Below are 19,010 nucleotides of genomic sequence, written 5' to 3'. Positions count from 1 at the left end.
TTACAACGAAGCCAATTAGTTATAGTTATTTAACTTCTGTCTTCGATAAGGCCTCAGCAAAACCTTCATCGATATTAATTTTTGTAGCCGCAGCCAGATGGCTATAAAAAACGGCCATACCCGACATGGCTATTATTTCAAGAATTTCTGGTTTTGAATATCCCAATTTTTGTAACTTCTCAAAATCTGCTTCACTAGAAGAGTTGGGATCTCGAGATAAACGTACGGCAAAATCAATAGCCGCTTTGTCCTTTGGATCATCTGAAGCAGAAAGGGTATGTTCATTAACCAAACATTCTATTTGCTCTGGTAAGGCACCCATGGCAAAACAAAATACCTGATGTGCAGTTTCGCAATAGTTGCAATTTTTTGAAGATGATATGGCAATCATAATCATCTCTTTTACTTTACGATTTAAAACACCACTGCCCAAAATGTACTTCATGGCGGGAACAATACCATGTAAAGCTAAAGGTGCATGTCCCCATACCTGAAAAAAATTGGGTACAAAAGGGGCACCGAGTTCTTTTTTTATGGTGTTAAACGTATTTTCTAATTCTTCAGTAGTAATAGGGTCTTCTATAATTGAACTAATAGTTTTCATAGCTGGGGGATATTTAAATTGGTTTTATAGTAAAGGTACTAATTGATTTTAAATCATAAAGATACTACGAATATATTTTGAAAGAACTACCCTGAATGGTATTTTTGATTAAAACATTTTTTATACAGTTGTATCAACTAATTTCAAAAACACACAAATCCCACCAAACTATGATATCCAATAGAATCGCAAGTAGTATTTTATTTTCTAGTGTATTATTTGTCTCAGTAGTAACGTCATGTCATGAAAATAAAGATGTCGATACCGAAAATCTTAAAACATCACTTACCTTCTATGCTTCTTTTGATGAGGGTATCAATGCAGATTTTGCACTAGGCGATAAACAGCTCTATAGTGTTCGAAATAGAAAGGCTAGAGATTCGGCTCAATTGGGGTTACATAAACCCGGTGTTCGAATTGCCAAGAACGATGGGATTTTTGGTGACGCGCTTCGTTTTACAGAACGAAGTAAAGGAAGCATTTATTACCCCAGTAAGAATAATATTAGTTATAATAAAACGGATTGGAGTGGTGCGATATCATTCTGGTTACAATTAGATCCCAATACCGACCTAAAACCCGGTTATTGTGATCCTATCCAAATTACAGATGTTAGTTATAATGACGCCTCAATCTGGGTTGATTTTACCAAAGAGAACCCTAGGGATTTTCGGTTGGGAGTAATAGGTGATCGAGATATCTGGAATCCTAATCCCGAAGGACCGGATAATGAAAATCCAATCTTTATAGAAAAATTACCGGTAGTTGAAAATCCACCGTTCAGAAAGGATGCCTGGACACACGTGCTTATCAATTTTTCGAACCTGAATACCCAACAAGGAAAAGCTTCACTATTTATTGATGGAAAATTGAAAGGCGAAAGATCAAATATTACCACTCCTTTTACATGGGATGTAGAACTCTCAAATATCTATATCGGATTAGGGTACATCGGTCTCATGGATGAATTATCTATTTTCAACAAAGCACTATCCCATAAAGAAATCAACACACTTTTTGCCCTTCAAAATGGTGTGCACGATCTTTTGGATAAATAATACCAGTTCTACTTTGAAATTACTCATTAAAACCTGCCTACCTGGCGGATACAGGCAGGATTGCCATTTTACGTTTATCCCGCTTTATGCATTAGAATGTCGTTATTCGGTTTACGGGGCTTATCTAACGTAAATTTCCTCGAAGGAATTAGACCCTTTCGCGGTGCCAATAAACTGCTGAATGATAATCACCTAAGATATACTTGTAAAAATTGTGAATATCTATATCTTAAGGAAGCGTTTCAGACCTTATGAAAAAATTATATTTGTTTACCTAAAAAACAAAAATATGAGCGCAACCTGGTATGAATGTAAAGTAAAATACAGAAAAACGAATGACTCTGGAGTTCAAAAACTAACCACAGAGCCTTATTTAATCGATGCCGTTTCTTATACCGAAGCCGAAACTCGAATTAACGAAGAAATGTCTGCATATATTAGTGAAGAATTCAAAATTACCAATATAAAAGTAGCTAATTATGCCGAAATACATCCTTTTGAAAATTCAGATCGATGGTTTAAATCAAAAGTAGCTCTAATTGCTTATGATGAAGAGAGTGGTAAAGAGCGAAAATCAAATATGTATTTATTAGTTCAGGCAAATGACGTAAAAGAAGCTTTCGACAATACGAATGATGCTATGAAAAATACCATGGGAGATTATACAATTCCCGCCATATCAGAATCGCCAATCATGGATGTATTTCCTTATTTTTCTGGAGACGAAGTAGCGTCAGAAAAAATAGAAAGATTCAATACGCTCAAAAACGCGGTTCCAGAGCATGACGAACCCAACCATTCAATAAAAGTGCTGAATACAGATCACAAAGTAATTCATTCGAATTTTGATCAAGAAGAAGAATAACCATACGATTTTCTACATAACATACAATCAGACCAGGGGCTGAATGATTTACTTTTTTGTAAAAAATTCAGCCTCTTTTCGTATACCTAGCATTCATTTTATCTGACGCTCTCCCCTTCTGCTACATGTTTTTAGGCATTCGTTGAAAATAATTTTTCAATTTCAAGGGTAAGCCTCGGGAGTATTATACCTTTTGGCGGTACCCATAAAACTAAAACTCTGATCAAGTTAATGAAGGTTGCGATACCATTAATTGCAGCCAGCCAAAACCCTTACTTTTAGAAGTATTAATTAAACCCGCTTTATGCATTAGAAAATCTATTACGGCTTTAAACTGCTGCAAAACCAAGCACTGCGTTGTATTTTTAAGTTTCACCGTAGCGATGCTATGCTGAAACTTAGAAAACACTTGGTTTTATGGCATTTTCAACCCTCATTACGAAATTCTAATGCATAAACCGGGTTAAAGAATTTTAAAAATAAAAAAATTATGGATTTAGAAGGAAAAGTAGTGATCATTACAGGTGCCTCTAGTGGCATAGGAGAAGCAACAGCTTTGAAACTGAGTAAAAACGGAGCTAAAGTTGTATTAATGGCAAGACGAGAAAATCGCCTTAACGAATTAAAAGAAAAGATCGAAAATAATGGCGGACATGCTTTAGTTGCAACAGGAGATGTTACAAAATCATCTGATTTTGAAGCGGTGGTAAATAAGACTTTAGATCAATACGGGACAATTAATGCACTCGTTAACAATGCTGGTCTTATGCCCCTCTCTTTTATAATGAAATTAAAGACCGATGAGTGGGATAAAATGGTCGATGTAAATATCAAAGGTGTGCTCAACGGTGTAGCAGCTGTTTTACCCACACTTACTGAAAATAAAGGAGGGCACATTATCAATATTTCATCTACAGCTGCTTATAAGTATTTTCCTGGCGGGGCTGTGTATTGTGCTACAAAAGCTGCTGTTAAAATGTTTTCTGAAGGATTACGACAAGAACTGGCTCCGCAGTACGGAATTAATGTGACCTCTATCGAACCGGGTGCAGTTTCTACCGAACTTACCGATACGATTACCGATGAAGATATTAAGGAAAAGTTATCAGACATGTTAGAAATGACCACACTGGAGTCTGAAGATATTGCCAACGCCATTTATTATGCGCTTACGCAGCCACATCGGGTAAATATTAACGATGTTTATATCATGCCAAGCGAACAAAAATAAAGGTAAAATCTAAAAAAGCTAAGAATAATAATTAATTAAATAACCAACATGAATGTAGCAACAAAAGAAAGTGCAATTACCACTGTTAATCCAACAACAGGGCAAGAAATTACGCACTATGAATATATGTCGGATGCAGAGTTGAATAAAGCCATAGAAAACTGCCATCAGGCATTTTTGGATTGGAAACAGAAATCAACCCAAGATAGAGCAGCCATTATCTCTGCAATTGGTAAGCAATTAAAAGAACATAAAAATGAGCTCGCAGAACTTATGACCCAAGAGATGGGTAAATTGGTAAAACAAAGCAAGCAAGAAGTAGACTTATGCGCCGCTATTTGCGAATATACTTCAGAAAATGGTCCTGAACAATTACAACCTGAAGAAAGAAAACTGTCTAATGGTGGTCGTGGTAGGGTTACCTTTTCACCTATCGGAATAGTGTATGGGATACAGCCTTGGAATTATCCCAGCTATCAGGTGATACGTTTTGCGATTGCTAATATAATGGCAGGAAATGGAGTATTGCTAAAGCATGCAGCTAACGTAACAGGAACAGGCAAGTTATTAGAAAAAATTTTTAAAGAAGCAGGATTACCAAAACACCTCTTTACTACATTAATTATAGATCATGATCAATCTGATCATGTTATTTCTAATCAACATGTACGTGGAGTTACCCTTACCGGAAGTTCTGAAGCCGGAGAAGTAATTGCAGAAAAAGCGGGAAAAGAACTTAAAAAAACAGTCTTAGAGCTAGGCAGTAATGATGCATATATTGTTTTAGAAGATGCTGATTTGGAGCTGGCTGTCGAGAAGTGCGTAAAGGGGCGTATTTATAACAACGGAGAAACATGTATTGCCGCCAAACGCTTTATTATAGTGGATAAAATTTATGAAGATTTTAAAAATGCATTTGTCGATGCAATGAAAAACCTTACGGTGGGAGATCCAATGTCGAAAGATAGCGATATAGGCCCCATGGCACGAGAAGATTTGCGAGAAAAACTTCATGATCAGGTACAAGAAAGTGTTCACCACGGAGCAGAAGTTTTATGTGGCGGAAAAATACCCGAAGGCGAGGGATTTTTCTATCCACCAACCGTTTTAGAAAATGTACAACCGGGTCAGCCTGCATATGATGATGAACTTTTCGGACCCGTAGCTTCTCTCATTAAAGCAGAAAATCAAGAGGATGCTATGCGAATTGCTAATGACAGCCGCTTTGGATTAGGCGGAGGAATTTTTACAAAAGACGTTGAAAAAGCTATTCATCTGGCAGAACAGCATTTTGATACAGGTATGGTATTTATCAATTCTTTCGGATTGGCACAACCTAATATGCCTTTTGGAGGTGTTAAAAACTCTGGATATGGCAGAGAACATGGTGGTTTTGGAGTAAAAGAATTTGTGAATACCAAATCTATTATCATTTTAGAAGATTAGTAAGTGTACAACATTTAGTACTTCATTGTCTAAACACACTAAAATGAGGGTGTCTAAAAAGTATTAAAAAACGTCATTACGAAAAATTTTAATTTTGAAGTAATCTGTTTATCAAAAACTTAAGTTCAACAGATTCCTTCGCTTCTCTCGGAATGACAACCTTTTTAGACACCCTCATTTTTTATTATCTATAGATTCAACTTAAAAAGATGTACATATACTAACGGTAAGCTATCGAAAATCGTAAATTTTATAACCTTAAATCTAATTTAAAACCCTAGGTTCTACCCATTATCCCAAAAACGAGAAGTTACTAATACAACTTAGTTTCATAAATGTAGCGTATATCAAAACCAAGTTTATCTGATCTTACAAATTGACCTCGGCCATTATCATTTTCTTTTAATTCAAAAACAATAGCCCCTTTTGGATCAAATACGGTAATTGCCAATTCATTTTCTGTTTTTGATAGCAGCAAACTATTGCCGGGTTGTACACCATAACTATCTTCTTTTAGTAGTACAGTGCCACTTTCTAACTTTCCGTTATCAAAGTGCGCGGTATACTTACTATTTCCATTTTTATCGTATCGTATCACTTCTCCCCCAAGAGCCCCGTTATCTAGAGTGTACGAATACTTGAGACGCTCGGTATCTTTAAAGAAAATAGCTACGCGTTTTTTATTATTTTCAGAATGGTATACTTTTTTAATATCATCTGCTCTGGTGATGACCTCTTTTTCTATAGTTCCATTTTTGTACCAACGTTCTGTTCTATCAGCACCTTTTCTATATTGATATATTTCTTTTCCTTCATAGGGTTTATCTGCTTTATAGATTAAAGCACTTGCAATACTGCCATCGGGGTGGTAATACACCGTTTTCCCTTCTAACTTACCGGCTTCATAGTTTTTTACTTCTTTTTTACGACCGTCTTTATCGTAAATAACAAATTCTCCTTCTTTTTGATCATTTTTATACGTTCCAGAGCGTAGTACATTTTCATTATAATCTAATTGCTTGTATACTCCTTCTTTTTTTCCATTTTTTATACTGAAAAGTTCTCGAGACACATGGTCATAGACCTGACCTTGCCAAGGTTTACCATCTTTAAATTTCAATTGAGCAATGACCTCTCCTTGTTTAGAATAATATGTTGCTTTATCAGCTATATTTGTATCTTCGATAAGTACATATTTAGAGTTTTTGAAACCTGATCTATTAGTGATGGCATATTCCTTTCGTTTTAAAATCTCACCATTTTTTCGCTCTTCATAAATTTGTATTTGATCAGAATTGTAAAAGTATTTGATGTACAAGCCATCTTTGGTTTTAGGAGTAAAGGTTCCTAAAAGATTTCCTTTGCGATCGTAATATAATTCTTTGGCAATATCGTAACCTTCAAAAATAGTTTCATTTCTTTTTTGGTCGATATCGTGATAATATGCTATTTTTCGATTACGCGATCGTGTCACAAGATCATAGAATGTTTCTTCTTTACCAACTTTTGAAGAATCTTTATAAAAGTATTGGTATCGAATTTCGTGTGTTAGAACACCTTTTTCATAAGTAGAGATGTTGGTGAATTTTCCATTGGAATTTACAGCATACGAAGTCCCGTTAAAAGGAGAAAAGTAATTTTCATTTTTTGAAGTCACCTGGCTTAATTGGTTGCCTTGCTGATCATAAAATGTAGCGGTATTATTCTCGAAAATTTTAAAAGGACGTCTCGTGCCGTAATAGTAGGTAACTTCTTTAATTGATTTTCCTTCTTTAAACACCTCGAGACGATCGGGATTTATCTTAGTACCATCCCAGGGTAGGTAATTTTTATACGTAAGTTCAGCTATTTGATTACCTTTTTCATCATAACTTATCTCAGACATTTTCTGTTTATCCTTGTACACCACTTTGGTTCGCACCTGTTTATTTTTAAAATAAGATGTTGCTTCGGTAAGATTCCCTTCTTTATCATAAATTTCTATAGACTTAATTAGTGCCAGTTCGTCTTTTTTATAGTCTGAAAAAAATCGAATTCGTTTTCCATCATAAAACCTTCGAATTCCTTTCTCTTTTTTCACATAGATAGAATCCATCGTAGCACCACCCTCGGTATAGTACACAATTTTGGGTTTGGGCTCTTCAATAAATTGATCTCGAAGCTGTTCATTAGGGTAAAACGTAGCAACAACCTCTCTGTTATTTTTATCTACCTCTATAATTTGTTTGACCCTCATAGGATCGTAATAATAATACACATCGGTTCCCTGATCCTGATATTCGAGAGTGTCTCGTATTGCGGTCCCTATATGTTTCCCTTGTTGATCATAAAACATTCTCTTAACAACATAACGTTTTGAAGCATCTTTGAGGTAGGTTTCGGTTCTAATTCCGTCCAGATCATTGTCATGAATGATTTCTACGATCAAACTATCTCGTTTTGCAATATAAAAGTCGTATTGATTCGCTTTCATATTGACTTCTCCAGAAACAAAACGTCCATCTTTATAAGTACCCTTCATTTCTTTTTCTCGATAAAAAGAACGTGTATCGCCATTAAGTCGATTATCAGTATATTCTAGAGATTGTGAGAGTTGCCCGTTTTTATCATACCAGGTGATAAGACCTTCCCAATGATCCTTATCTGCATATTTTGAAAAACCTTTCATTTGCAAGGTATGATCAATATAATAGTCTTTTACTTCGTAAAGTTTCCCTTTTTTCTGTACGGGCGGTCGATAATAGGTAGCATCAGATTTTGTCGTTTTTTTCCACTTGGTGGTATACCAAATCGTATCGTTTTGAGCTGAGGTTACTTGAATAGTGCTAATACACAGTACAACCAGTAACTTGAAATAAGGGTTGTATACTTTATATCCCATCTTTTGCATCTGTATTTATTATTTTACGCAAGCATAAAAGGCCTGGTAAGAAATTAGTACTTTATGCTAAAATAGAATTTTTGTTGGTATGACTTCCCCGAGATATTAGAATTTTTGAAAGAACAATTGATTGTCCGTTATTATACCTGAAATTTAACTGAGAAGTCATCCTGAATTCATTTCAGGATCTCATGAAGTTTATTTTCAGTACATTGAGATGAGAAGCTGAAACGAGTTCAGCTTGACGCAAACCGTTTAAGTTAAATTATGGATATTCATAAGAACAATAACGAAAGCGAAGAACGGGTCACTAATTATAATAAGACTTCTTCAATAAAAAAATCATCCTGTTTTTATAAGGATGATTCTTGATGATCAAAGATCTATTACGATGTTATAGTGACGGGAACAACATCAATGGGTTGTTGTTCTTTCAATTGTTTTTTGGTAAGGTCTCTGGTTAACCAGCCGCTTCTTCCTGCTGTGGCAATAGCATACGGCGTAATCCAAAACAAGGTAAAAGCATAAAAAATACTATAGGGATACGCCCATAAAGCTTCGGAAATACTGTGCTTTTTGGCATAAAAGAATGCTTGAATACTTGAAAACACTAAAATTCCCACTAACGTAGCACTAATAAATAATAAAGGATAAGTAAAAACGAAAAATACCATTAATGCTATTCCGGGATATGCCATGATCATTTTCAACCATTGATTAAGTAATAATACCCTGGTACCGTTTTTAGATTCGGTTCTAAAATTAGTAAATGCGAATTTACTCATTGCAATATTCTCTCGAATGTTGCTTCTCTCCCACCGGATAAACATCTTGTAGAGATTTTTATAACGTTCGGGGATATTAGTATACACATAAGCTGTACGTTGAAACAAGACATTATACCCTTGTTTTAAGATCATGTTGGTCATAGCTCTATCTTCTCCGATTTTGGAAACCTGTCCCATAAACGTCTGGCTAATCCAATCTTCTAAACAATTAAAAACAGCCTCTTTACGATATGCAGATAAGGCTCCTGGTGTACACAATACAGAACCCAAAGCACTTTGTGCAGAGCGTATAAACTCAAAACTAAATGCGAAACTCACGTTCAGCATTCTTGGTATTAATGCTTTATCTCTATTTAAAACACGTACGTTACCCGCTACCGCTCCACAATTTTCATTGACTATAAAAGGAGATACCATTACTCGCAACGTATCTTTTTTTACAATCGAGTCACTATCTACTGTAATAAAAACATCACCCATCCCCAAATTAAATCCGCGATACAAGGCATGTCTCTTTCCTTTATTTTTGGGTTGTTGATAAATCGATACGCGATTACCTAATTCCTCTTTAGCCTTCTTCATCCACTCCCAGGTATCGTCCTGGCTACCATCATCGATAGAGATAATCTGCAATTTTTCGATAGGGTAATCACTTTTTGCTAAACTATGTAGTGTTTTGTGCACTAACTCCCCTTCATTATACGCCGGAACAATTACAGTACATAGAGGCAACTCTTTATCAGTTACAGAATCAACGACTTTATATCGCAAATACAAAAATAATATGTACCCGATAAAGCTAATTTTGATAGTTAGCAAAACTATCCCTAAGATAACCAGAGTAATTCCCCATGTGGTGTTCATACGTTCCAGGTGAATTTCCTCAAAATAAGGTTGCAAGAAATAAAACATAGAAGCTGCTCCAAAAAGCACTATAAAAGTAGCTATCAGGATTGCTATTGATGATGTATTATTTTTTAATTGTTCTACTGAATCAAATCCTGCATTTGGTGTTGAATTTGAAATGATGTGTCCCTTCATAACTATTTTTTTAATTTCCAATTCCAGAAATACCAATAGTGATACCATATTTGAAATTCTGTTGAATCACAGACTATTAGCAAATTACAAAAGATCTAAAGGTGTGGATCTTTTACACAGGTAAGGTATAATTTCCCCACTTTTTAGGTTAAAAATGAGCGAATATTTGTATGCTACCGTTACCGAATAAGATCAATGAGAAACAAAATAATTCGATGCTAATGAATCTATAATCCATAAAAAACCGCTTTGATAAGATTATCAAAGCGGTTCTTTATTTGTTTAAACTATTACTTTAAGGTTTACTATACCTTACCATTTATTATAAAGGCAACTATGAAGTTTGTACAGCACTCATAGCCTCTTCAATATGATGTTCTCCGTTAAGGATTTCGAATACATTACGATTGGCTATGGTATCTTTTAAACTATTGACCAAAACTTTGGCTACATCGCCCCTGGGTATTTCTCCGTTTTTAGTATCCAGATGTTCCGCAAGTCTTATTTTTCCGGTAGGCACCTGATTACTTAACGTTCCCGGTCTAACTATGGTAAAATTTAATCCACTATTAGCAAGATATTCATCGGCATCCTGCTTTGCCTGCAGATAGTCCTGGAGATCATCTGACTGTTGTGGTGCATCAGCTCCTATCGAGCTTAACATGACTAATTTTTGAACTTTATTCTTTTTTGACGCATCAACAATTTTCATAGCCCCTTTACGATCTACTTTATCTAATGCTTTTCCTTTAGAACCTGCCGCAAAGATTACTTTGTCTATGCCTTGCGTCGTATGTGAAACATCTTGAGTAAGGTCTCCCAATATGGTTTTTATACCTTGTTGTTCAAAATTTGCTTGCTGTTGTTTTTTACGAACCATAGCAATGGGCTCATAATTTTGATCTTTGTTTAAAATATCGACGACTTTATTTCCTGTGGTGCCTGTTGCACCTACTACTAGTATTTTTTCCATTCTATAATATACTCAGAGCATTACTTTTTTACAAGCATACAATAGCGTTTAACGAGTATTTAACGACAGCTTATAAAACCGTCTTAATTTTTTTATATAGCTAATAAATAGTATCGTTATTATTCGCCAAAAACATACTTACGTACAATGGTTTCAGTAACTGGTCTTAATATTTTATTATTGACCGGATGTCTACCTCCTGTTGTAAAAAACTCTATATCCCCTCCTTCTCTATCATACCAAAATAATGCCTTACCATTTTTAAAAAATACCATTGTGGTGTCTAATTTTACTTTTTTAAAATTTTCGACTAAATTTTGATCATACAACACATCAGGATACGAAGTTGTACCACAAGTTGTTTTTTCATAATGGTTTTCTTTCCATATCATGCAATCTTTTTGTTCCCAATTCGGAATAAAATATATAAGGATTGTGATTCCTATAAAAGTTATAGTGATTACTATTTTTTTTAGTTTTCCTTCCCTGATACCATCTTTCGTTCTTCCTTCATCATTTTCATCAATTACTTTCCTTGTATCGAAATTATCATCACATACAATCACATTATTTTTTGAATTATTCTCTTGTACTTTTTTAGAGGATTTCCCTTCACTTTTTCGGAACTCAGAATATGGTCGCGGTTGAAAATCAATTAACCATGCAGTGAACTCAACTATTTCCTTATTGGGTTTTTGAGTTAATCCATTTAGAAAATTCTTTACAGTTAAAAACTTTTCAGCTTTTGTATTACCTAAATGGCTATAAAGATCTTTGTCTTTTGAGATATTAAAGAAAGCCGATAAAATTTGGGAATCTAAATTTCCTTTTCTTGTATAAAAAACTTCTTTACTGGCTGATCTTATACTTCCAGGTGTAAGGTTCTCGAAGAACCAATTCAACTGGTGAGAACTATCTTTTCGTATAAGTTCAAATTTGTCTAATACTTCCTTTATATACTTCTCAAAAGTAATCATACCAATAAATTGAAAATAAATTAAAAGCGAATTTTCCGAATTAATCCGAAATCATACGAATAATCCGAATCACTTACTAATAGTGGGGTAAAACAGCTTTTTCTTTGTGACAGATTTAGTTTTTGTCTTGATTAGCTATCAAACAAATGTATACAAACTAAATCGAAACTGGAAATATAAGACAGGATCAGATAACTGAAACTGGGAAGTACAATTAGCTTTTTCTGTCTTCGACTTTCCAAAACATACTTCCCAAACAAAGAAGAGGCCTCTTCTGAATTCAAATGAGTTGCTGGTTGGCAATTATCCTCTGGGCTAAAACCCCAGACAGCAACCGCTATGTCAAATTTCAAAATTCAGAAGCCATGCGTAAAGCAATTTTAATATTAGGAATCATTTTATTTAATATGTCATTATTTTCTTGTACAACCTCGGACCTTGCCGAAGAAATCGGTATCGAAGAAGTAGCAACAGAAGGTGAAGAGGCAGAAGTAAATGAAGTTCCGGATGAAGATTAAATTATAACTATTTATCAGAATCATTTTTTAAATTAGAGGAATGAAGCTAAAGCTAACATTCCTCTTTTTATTTGTTTGTGGGTTTACAAGCATATCATGGTCATATCAAAAAGATACACAAATCATTGAAACTTGGAAAGATAGTTGTAAATATTATGGTAAGATCAGAAAATATGATAGTGCAGTTTTCTACTCGCAAAAAATACTAAATTTTCTACACGGTTCTAATGATAGTGTATCAATTGCAAAAGCTTTATTTAGATTAGGGTATTATCAAAGAGCTAACTTACATATTGTTAATGCTTTTGTAAACTATAATAAATCATTTCACATTTTTGTGGGTTTAAAAGACAGCGTCAATATTGGTAAAAAAGCTCTTAATATTTCAAATCTTCAAAACTCTATTGGAGACTTCTCAGGAGCTGAAATAACCGCTATTAACGGATTAAAGCATCTAAAAAACACAAAAGAAAATAAATATGTCTCTGGTTTATATAACAGTTTGGCAATATCTTCCTCCAGAAAGAAAGACTATGCTGATGCTATATCTTGGTATGAAAGGGCTATTTCAATAACATCCGATTCAATTTCATTATTGAAATATCACAACAACATTGCTGTAGCTCTTATTCATCAAACTAAGTATAAAAAAGCTCAAACAAAATTGGTTACAATAACTTCTAGTTCTATTCTGGAACAGGATTCTATTTTATTGTCTAAAGTCAAAGATAATCTTGCATATACAAAGTCCTTACTTAATGAACCAACTGCTGAGAAAGAATTATTACAAGCTCTGGAAATTAGAAAAAGAATGAGAGACTACTCAGGTCAATTTGCAAGTTGTATACATCTTACCGAACATTATCAAAATCGTAATCAAGATAATACCGCGTTAGATTATGCAAACAAAGCTTATCAAATTGCAAATCAAATAAAAAGTACTGAATCTAAATTAAAAACTCTTTCGTTTTTGATTGACTTAGAGGATAATCCAAAAAAAGTAGCAAAAGAATACAGAAAATTGAACGACAGTATTAATAATTACAGGAATACAATTAAGAATCAATTTGCCAAAATTATCTATGGAGTCGAGGAAAAACAAAAAGAGAATTTAGTTCTTAAAAAGCAATCGGCAGAAAAAAACTTAAAGCTTTCTAAGGAAACATCAAGGAGAAATGTTCTTATTCTGGTCTCTTTTATATTAGTTATCGCTATAATATCAATTTTTTTAATCTGGAAACAGCGCATTAAAACAGCCCGAATTGAAGAACGACACAAAACTAAATCGAGACTATCCAAAAAACTACATGACGAAGTAGGTAATGATCTCTACTACCTCCTACTCCAATTACAAAAGGTATCTGGTTTTGATAATAATCACGAAAATCTAAAGATTCTAAAGGGCTTTGATAGCGTATATAACAAAATCAGAGACTTCTCAAGAGATCATAAGATTGAAACGGGTGAAGAATATGGTGATGAACTCCTATCACTGCTGGACTCATATGGAGATGAAGAAACTAAAGTAATTACTAGTGAACTTGAACCTGATTTTTGGAATGAAATCTCTCCATTAAAAAAAGAAGAGTTGTATTTCGTATTGAAAGAGCTTCTTACCAATATGAAAAGGCATAGTAAAGCCAATGTAGTAGCGATTACCTTTACCAAAGAAAATAAAAAGGTAATCGTCAACTACGTAGACAATGGCATCGGTACAGATCTCAACAAAACAATTTCAAAAAATGGTCTGAGCAATGTGGAAATCCGCATGAAAGACATAGGCGGAACCATTACTTTTGACTCAAAACCAGAAGAAGGTTTCAAGGCCACGATGGTTTTTAGCACCTAATTTGAATAGTTTATGTTTAAAAAAATTTTGATTGCTGAAGATGTAGACAATGAAAACCTCGGAATTGTTTCTGCAGTTAAGGAGTTCACAGATGCAACAGTTGATACCGCCCAGTTTTGCGACAAAACGTTGCTAAAGATCAAAGAAGCATTACGAAAAAATATTCCTTATGATCTATTGATTAGTGATCTTTCTTTTGCTTTGGACTATAAGAAGCATAACATAACTTCTGGAAAACAACTTATTGAAGAAGTAAAAAAAGTACAACCCGATATTAGGATCATCGTTTTTACCGGAGAAAAAAAGCCTGCCATCATCAAATCCTTTTTTGCCAATCAAAAAATCAATGGATATGTCTGTAAAGGACTTTATGGATTATCTGAATTAACAAAAGCTATTACTGCCGTAGATAGAGGAAATACCTATACCTGTCCTGTTTCTAAAGATGCATTACATCAAAAAAATGTGTTACAATTAAATAAGTATGAAGTACAACTTTTAAAACTTCTGGCAAAAGGATATAAACAAGATGAGATAAGTCAACGTTTTATAGAAAACAACATAACGCCTAATAGTAGACGATCTATAGAAGATAAAATACGAAAACTGCGCGACGATTTTAGTGCCAAAACCAATATACAACTTGTCTATATTGTTAATCAACTAGGACTAATTGAGTAAATCATAAATATTTCTATCTTAAATATGATCCCTTGTGAATTTCCACAAGGGATTCTTTTTTGATCAAAGTAATTTTGAACTAGTATTAATTTAAAACCAATTATAGAATGGCAGATCCAAAATTAAAATTCACAAAAGTAATAATGGTGAGTACTATTTTAATTTACATGCAAGTAATAATCAAATTATTGCAACAGGTGAAACTTATACCACAAAACAAGGTTGTGAAAACGGAATAGAATCAGTAAAAACCAACGCACCAATTGCCGAAATTGAAGATGTAACCAACGAATAAGAATTGGGAATACACCATGCTTGTTTGGGGTAGCAAGCATTACTGACCTCACAGGTTTTAAAACGTGTGAGGTTTTTTGTTTTGTTAAATAATTATGGTCTGTGGAAATCCACAAGGGATTGGTTATCGATGATGGTAAGTTTGAAATGAATTAATATAAAAACTTTAATATCATGAATAAACACTATTTACAATCTCAAATCAAATCAACAGGAACAGCATACTTGTTTTACTTTTTATTATTTGGAGCTCATTATGCATATTTAGGTAAATGGGGACTACAAATACTATTTTGGTTTACACTAGGAGGTCTAGGGTTCTGGTCATTAATAGATCTTTTTACAATGTCTAACAAAGTTGATAAACATAATCTCTTAATTTTTGAGAAGATCGAAGAAATCGAAGCGTCAGAAAAACAATCAGAACAAGAAAGACAAGTAGCAATGATTGCAGCCATTAAAAATTAAACAATATGGAAAAAATCGTTTTAACATTATTACTGACTTTGGTATCAATTGTAGGCATAGCACAGGATCAAAAAATTGATCCCAAACAAAGTAATGCTGAAATCTTTTCGGCAAAATCAGGAACTTTAATTGAAAAACAGTTCAGAAAAGCGGGAAAAATAGGTCTTACCGAGCTCAAGATAATCAAACTTACTGATATGATTTCTGGTCAATCTATTAGTGCTCTCAGATTTGAACTAGAAGTTTCTGGAAAATATAGTTCAGATACTAAGATAGCTTCTTTAGATATTGATGAGATTGATGCCTTAATTAAATCAATACAGGTTATAAATGAAGATGTATTCAATTTTCCACCCGAAAATTATACTGAGATTACCTTCAGAAGTAGAAGTGGTTTTAAAGCTGGTTGTTACTGGAGTAAAGATCAATGGAAACCTTACATACAAATTGAAAAACATGATCGCAAGTCACTAGTAAGGTTAAGTAAAGGTGATTTTTTAACCCTCCTGGAATTACTTAAACAGGTGAAAGAAGAACTTAAATAAACAACTATGGAACTAAACAACCAACTCAAAGCCCTAGCCGATAAGATCGAGCAGCTTAAAGATCAAATTGAAACCGAAGAATCAACTAAACATGCTTTTGTATTACCTTTTATAAATCTTTTGGGTTATGATAGCTTTAATCCTACTGAGGTAGTACCTGAATTCACAGCTGATCTTGGATTAAAGAAAGGTGAAAAAGTAGATTATGCCATCTTTCATGATGAAGAACCTGTAATGATTATAGAATGTAAAAACTGGAAGGAAGATCTCAATGTTCATAATTCTCAACTATTTAGGTACTTCCATGTTACGGAAACGTCTTTTGCTCTTTTAACTAACGGTATTCACTATCGTTTTTATACAGATCTGGAGGAATCAAATAAAATGGACGAAAAGCCATTCCTAGAATTTAATATTACTGATCTTAAAGAGAATGTTATCAATGAAATAGCAAAATTTCATAAATCGAATTTTGATGTAGATAAAATATTTGATAACGCAAGTGATCTTAAATATTTAAAAGAAATAAAGAAGTTGATTACTAATGAACTGTCTGAGTCATCTTCAGAATTTGTAAGATTATTTGCATCAAAGGTATATTCTGGAAGATTGACTGAAAGAATTATGGATGATTTCTCTGGATTAGTACATAAAGCATTTGCACAAACATTTAGTGAAAAAGTAAATGATCGATTAAATGCAGCTTTGAATAAAGAAGCTGAAAAACAACAAGAAGAAGAATTTGAAGAGGAAGAAGAAATTAGTAAAATTATTACCACAGAAGAGGAATTAGAAGCTTTTCGGATAGTCATTGCGATTCTAAGGCGTAAAGTAGAAAAAAGTCGTATCGTGCATAGAGATACACAATCTTATTTTGGAATTCTATTAGATGATAACAACAGAAAGCCTATTTGTAGACTTCATCTCGATGGTAATAAAAAATATATCAGTCTTTTTGACCAAAATAAAAATGTACAACGTGAACAGATTCAATCTGTAGATGATATTTATGAGTATGGAGAACAATTACTAAAAACTATAGATCATTACGAACAAGAATAAAATATCCTACTATGAAAAAACTAATACCCCTATTCTTACTAATAATCGCATCCTACCATTGCAACTCACAAAGTGTAGAGGCAAGTCTTTACTTAAAAGAAGAATTAGTTAAACAAAGAGATGATCTATTAAAAAAGGCACAAGAACTACAAGGCAGAATTGATGCTATTGATAAAAAGTTAGGTAATAAACCTGCATCTACACATACCGTCCAATATCTGACTAAAAATGCTACCTATAACGACGGTAGTTATATAAGATCAAAAGAGACTCAAAGTAATAAACAGTATAAGTCTAGATCTACAAGAACCTACCATAGAGGTCCTCGCGGTGGTTGCTATTATATAAATTCTAATGGCAATAAAACCTATGTTGCCAGAAACATGTGTAAATAATTACTTAAAATTAATACCTTTAAGTGTCATAAAACTAACTATATGATCAAAAACTATTTTGCCTACGTATTAATTCTGATTACATGTTTATCTTTTACTGCTAGTGATAAATTACCCAACGAATTTTTTGCTAAAGTAATAGGGGTAAAAGACGGAGATACGATTGAGGTTCTCTATAAAAAAGAACCTATAGTCATAAGATTAGAGCATATCGATTGCCCAGAGAAAAAGCAACCTTTTGGACAAAAAGCAAAGCAATTTACGTCTGATTTCTGTTTTGATAAAAAGGTAGAAGTAATTTCTAAAGGGAAATATGATCGATACAGAAGGCTTATTGCAGTCATCAAAAATAAAAATCAAGTCTTAAATAAAGAATTGGTAGCTAATGGATATGCATTGCATTTTAAGAAATATTCTAAAGATTCTTCATATACAATTCTTGAAGAACAAGCAAAGCTTCAGAAAAAAGGAATGTGGTTTCAGGAAGAACTAATTGAACCGTGGTTATTCAGAAAGCGGAAAAAGTCAAATAATAAAAAGACAAATCAATAATTTATATATGATTACAAAACTACACCAACATGAAAACAATCGTATTAATCCCATTAATCCTTTTCTCGTACTCTTTGTTTGCTCAAGAACAAAAAAAAGAGAAGAAAAAGGATGAAATAAAGGTATTTATCTGTAATAGCATGACCAGTGATAAGTATCATTATAAAAAGGAATGTAAAGGATTGACAAGATGTAATGATACCATAAAAAAAATATCGCTCAGAAAAGCTAAAAATGTATATGGTAGAAACGTATGTGGTTACGAAACTCACATAGAGAGTTCGGGTAAGTACGAAAACTAAACTCGCACGCAATTCCCTATACCAACAACACATATAACACACGCTACACAACCCAACAACCCTCCCCCACAAAATTTTATCGACCAACGGCATACGGCAGTTGTCCCGCACAGTTAGGTAACCCTCCCGCACACTAGTTTTATCGATCAGCGGTATAGGGTCACCCGTCCGCGCAGGCTAAAAAGTAACCCGCACACTAGGGTGAGGCGTCCGCGCGGCGCGGAGACCCCAACCCAGTGCGCGGGCCAGTGATAGTAAGCCTTTTAACCCGTTTTATGCATTAGAAAATCTATTACGGCTTTAAACTGCTGCAAAACCAAGCACTACGTTGTATTTTTAAGTTTCACCGTAGCGGTGCCTTTAGATTTGTTTTCTGAAAATAAAACTAATAATAAATGTCGATAATGATGTTGAAAAGAGGGGGTTTGGGGGAGACTGATAACTTACTTAAATTGTTGATAATAAAAAAGAACGGAGTGA

Annotated in this window: 19 protein-coding genes; 14 read left to right on the top strand and 5 right to left on the bottom strand. The window is 33.8% G+C overall.

Annotated elements, in window-relative coordinates; translation table 11 throughout:
* Positions 1-25 precede the first annotated feature (25 nt).
* Complete coding sequence (locus tag J8281_RS06830; RefSeq protein ID WP_210196867.1) at positions 26-604, bottom strand: carboxymuconolactone decarboxylase family protein; 579 nt, start codon at positions 602-604, stop codon at positions 26-28.
* 170 nt (positions 605-774) lie between these two features.
* Here J8281_RS06830 and J8281_RS06825 point away from each other — a divergent pair, with 170 nt between their 5' ends.
* From J8281_RS06825 to J8281_RS06810, 4 genes are all read left to right on the top strand, one after another.
* Entirely contained in the window at positions 775-1,662 is an 888-nt protein-coding gene (locus tag J8281_RS06825) for a LamG-like jellyroll fold domain-containing protein (protein ID WP_210196866.1), read from the top strand.
* A gap of 289 nt (positions 1,663-1,951) precedes the next feature.
* Positions 1,952-2,527 carry a DUF4494 domain-containing protein gene (locus J8281_RS06820; protein ID WP_210196865.1) on the top strand — a complete coding sequence of 192 codons (576 nt, stop codon included), beginning with the start codon at positions 1,952-1,954 and terminating at the stop codon, positions 2,525-2,527.
* A 490-nt stretch (positions 2,528-3,017) separates the two neighbouring features.
* Positions 3,018-3,758 (top strand): SDR family oxidoreductase, encoded by a 741-nt coding sequence (locus J8281_RS06815; RefSeq protein WP_210196864.1) that lies wholly within the window; start codon positions 3,018-3,020, stop codon positions 3,756-3,758.
* A gap of 48 nt (positions 3,759-3,806) precedes the next feature.
* The gene (locus tag J8281_RS06810) at positions 3,807-5,204 is read left to right on the top strand and encodes an NAD-dependent succinate-semialdehyde dehydrogenase (RefSeq protein WP_210196863.1); all 1,398 of its coding nucleotides are present in this window, start codon (positions 3,807-3,809) and stop codon (positions 5,202-5,204) included.
* Between the two features lie 313 nt (positions 5,205-5,517).
* Here the strand turns inward: J8281_RS06810 and J8281_RS06805 are convergent, their stop codons facing one another.
* From J8281_RS06805 to J8281_RS06790, 4 genes are all read right to left on the bottom strand, one after another.
* A complete protein-coding gene (locus tag J8281_RS06805) occupies positions 5,518-8,094 on the bottom strand; it encodes a toxin-antitoxin system YwqK family antitoxin (protein WP_210196862.1) in 2,577 nt (858 codons plus the stop codon).
* Positions 8,095-8,471: 377 nt separating this feature from the next.
* The gene (locus tag J8281_RS06800) at positions 8,472-9,914 is read right to left on the bottom strand and encodes a glycosyltransferase (RefSeq protein WP_210196861.1); all 1,443 of its coding nucleotides are present in this window, start codon (positions 9,912-9,914) and stop codon (positions 8,472-8,474) included.
* Positions 9,915-10,248: 334 nt separating this feature from the next.
* Complete coding sequence (locus J8281_RS06795; protein ID WP_210196860.1) at positions 10,249-10,887, bottom strand: SDR family oxidoreductase; 639 nt, start codon at positions 10,885-10,887, stop codon at positions 10,249-10,251.
* 119 nt (positions 10,888-11,006) lie between these two features.
* Positions 11,007-11,864, bottom strand: coding sequence for a hypothetical protein (locus J8281_RS06790; protein ID WP_210196859.1), 858 nt, complete (start codon positions 11,862-11,864; stop codon positions 11,007-11,009).
* Positions 11,865-12,160: 296 nt separating this feature from the next.
* Here J8281_RS06790 and J8281_RS06785 point away from each other — a divergent pair, with 296 nt between their 5' ends.
* The 10 genes from J8281_RS06785 (at position 12,161) to J8281_RS06740 (ending at position 18,530) form a co-directional block, all read left to right on the top strand.
* Positions 12,161-12,382, top strand: a complete 222-nt coding sequence (locus J8281_RS06785) for a hypothetical protein (protein ID WP_210196858.1) — start codon at positions 12,161-12,163, stop codon at positions 12,380-12,382.
* 40 nt (positions 12,383-12,422) lie between these two features.
* Entirely contained in the window at positions 12,423-14,231 is a 1,809-nt protein-coding gene (locus tag J8281_RS06780; RefSeq protein WP_210196857.1) for a tetratricopeptide repeat-containing sensor histidine kinase, read from the top strand.
* A 12-nt stretch (positions 14,232-14,243) separates the two neighbouring features.
* A complete protein-coding gene (locus J8281_RS06775) occupies positions 14,244-14,912 on the top strand; it encodes a response regulator transcription factor (protein WP_210196856.1) in 669 nt (222 codons plus the stop codon).
* 121 nt (positions 14,913-15,033) lie between these two features.
* Positions 15,034-15,207, top strand: coding sequence for a YegP family protein (locus tag J8281_RS19640; protein ID WP_210197106.1), 174 nt, complete (start codon positions 15,034-15,036; stop codon positions 15,205-15,207).
* A 173-nt stretch (positions 15,208-15,380) separates the two neighbouring features.
* On the top strand, positions 15,381-15,674 hold the full coding sequence (locus tag J8281_RS06765) for a TM2 domain-containing protein (protein ID WP_210196855.1): 294 nt from the start codon (positions 15,381-15,383) through the stop codon (positions 15,672-15,674).
* Between the two features lie 5 nt (positions 15,675-15,679).
* On the top strand, positions 15,680-16,219 hold the full coding sequence (locus tag J8281_RS06760; protein WP_210196854.1) for a hypothetical protein: 540 nt from the start codon (positions 15,680-15,682) through the stop codon (positions 16,217-16,219).
* Between the two features lie 6 nt (positions 16,220-16,225).
* Complete coding sequence (locus tag J8281_RS06755; protein ID WP_210196853.1) at positions 16,226-17,281, top strand: type I restriction endonuclease; 1,056 nt, start codon at positions 16,226-16,228, stop codon at positions 17,279-17,281.
* A gap of 11 nt (positions 17,282-17,292) precedes the next feature.
* Positions 17,293-17,676, top strand: coding sequence for a hypothetical protein (locus tag J8281_RS06750; RefSeq protein ID WP_210196852.1), 384 nt, complete (start codon positions 17,293-17,295; stop codon positions 17,674-17,676).
* 42 nt (positions 17,677-17,718) lie between these two features.
* Entirely contained in the window at positions 17,719-18,228 is a 510-nt protein-coding gene (locus tag J8281_RS06745) for a thermonuclease family protein (RefSeq protein ID WP_210196851.1), read from the top strand.
* A gap of 29 nt (positions 18,229-18,257) precedes the next feature.
* On the top strand, positions 18,258-18,530 hold the full coding sequence (locus J8281_RS06740; RefSeq protein WP_210196850.1) for a hypothetical protein: 273 nt from the start codon (positions 18,258-18,260) through the stop codon (positions 18,528-18,530).
* The last annotated feature ends 480 nt before the right edge of the window (positions 18,531-19,010 follow it).

Source organism: Aquimarina sp. U1-2, from assembly GCF_017897595.1.
Lineage (GTDB): Bacteria > Bacteroidota > Bacteroidia > Flavobacteriales > Flavobacteriaceae > Aquimarina.
The sequence above is the reverse complement of the archived record's forward strand: the minus strand, read 5'-3'. Positions and strand labels throughout refer to the sequence as shown.

Bases quoted from the DNA above. Each gene is read 5' to 3' on its own strand.
- J8281_RS06780 (WP_210196857.1), top strand. From the start codon at position 12,423: ATGAAGCTAAAGCTAACATTCCTCTTTTTATTTGTTTGTGGGTTTACA.
- J8281_RS06750 (WP_210196852.1), top strand. From the start codon at position 17,293: ATGAAAAAACTAATACCCCTATTCTTACTAATAATCGCATCCTACCAT.
- J8281_RS06760 (WP_210196854.1), top strand. From the start codon at position 15,680: ATGGAAAAAATCGTTTTAACATTATTACTGACTTTGGTATCAATTGTA.
- J8281_RS06765 (WP_210196855.1), top strand. From the start codon at position 15,381: ATGAATAAACACTATTTACAATCTCAAATCAAATCAACAGGAACAGCA.
- J8281_RS06755 (WP_210196853.1), top strand. From the start codon at position 16,226: ATGGAACTAAACAACCAACTCAAAGCCCTAGCCGATAAGATCGAGCAG.
- J8281_RS06830 (WP_210196867.1), bottom strand. From the start codon at position 604: ATGAAAACTATTAGTTCAATTATAGAAGACCCTATTACTACTGAAGAA.
- J8281_RS06805 (WP_210196862.1), bottom strand. From the start codon at position 8,094: ATGCAAAAGATGGGATATAAAGTATACAACCCTTATTTCAAGTTACTG.
- J8281_RS06825 (WP_210196866.1), top strand. From the start codon at position 775: ATGATATCCAATAGAATCGCAAGTAGTATTTTATTTTCTAGTGTATTA.
- J8281_RS06795 (WP_210196860.1), bottom strand. From the start codon at position 10,887: ATGGAAAAAATACTAGTAGTAGGTGCAACAGGCACCACAGGAAATAAA.
- J8281_RS06810 (WP_210196863.1), top strand. From the start codon at position 3,807: ATGAATGTAGCAACAAAAGAAAGTGCAATTACCACTGTTAATCCAACA.
- J8281_RS06775 (WP_210196856.1), top strand. From the start codon at position 14,244: ATGTTTAAAAAAATTTTGATTGCTGAAGATGTAGACAATGAAAACCTC.
- J8281_RS06745 (WP_210196851.1), top strand. From the start codon at position 17,719: ATGATCAAAAACTATTTTGCCTACGTATTAATTCTGATTACATGTTTA.
- J8281_RS06790 (WP_210196859.1), bottom strand. From the start codon at position 11,864: ATGATTACTTTTGAGAAGTATATAAAGGAAGTATTAGACAAATTTGAA.
- J8281_RS06740 (WP_210196850.1), top strand. From the start codon at position 18,258: ATGAAAACAATCGTATTAATCCCATTAATCCTTTTCTCGTACTCTTTG.
- J8281_RS06815 (WP_210196864.1), top strand. From the start codon at position 3,018: ATGGATTTAGAAGGAAAAGTAGTGATCATTACAGGTGCCTCTAGTGGC.
- J8281_RS06820 (WP_210196865.1), top strand. From the start codon at position 1,952: ATGAGCGCAACCTGGTATGAATGTAAAGTAAAATACAGAAAAACGAAT.
- J8281_RS06800 (WP_210196861.1), bottom strand. From the start codon at position 9,914: ATGAAGGGACACATCATTTCAAATTCAACACCAAATGCAGGATTTGAT.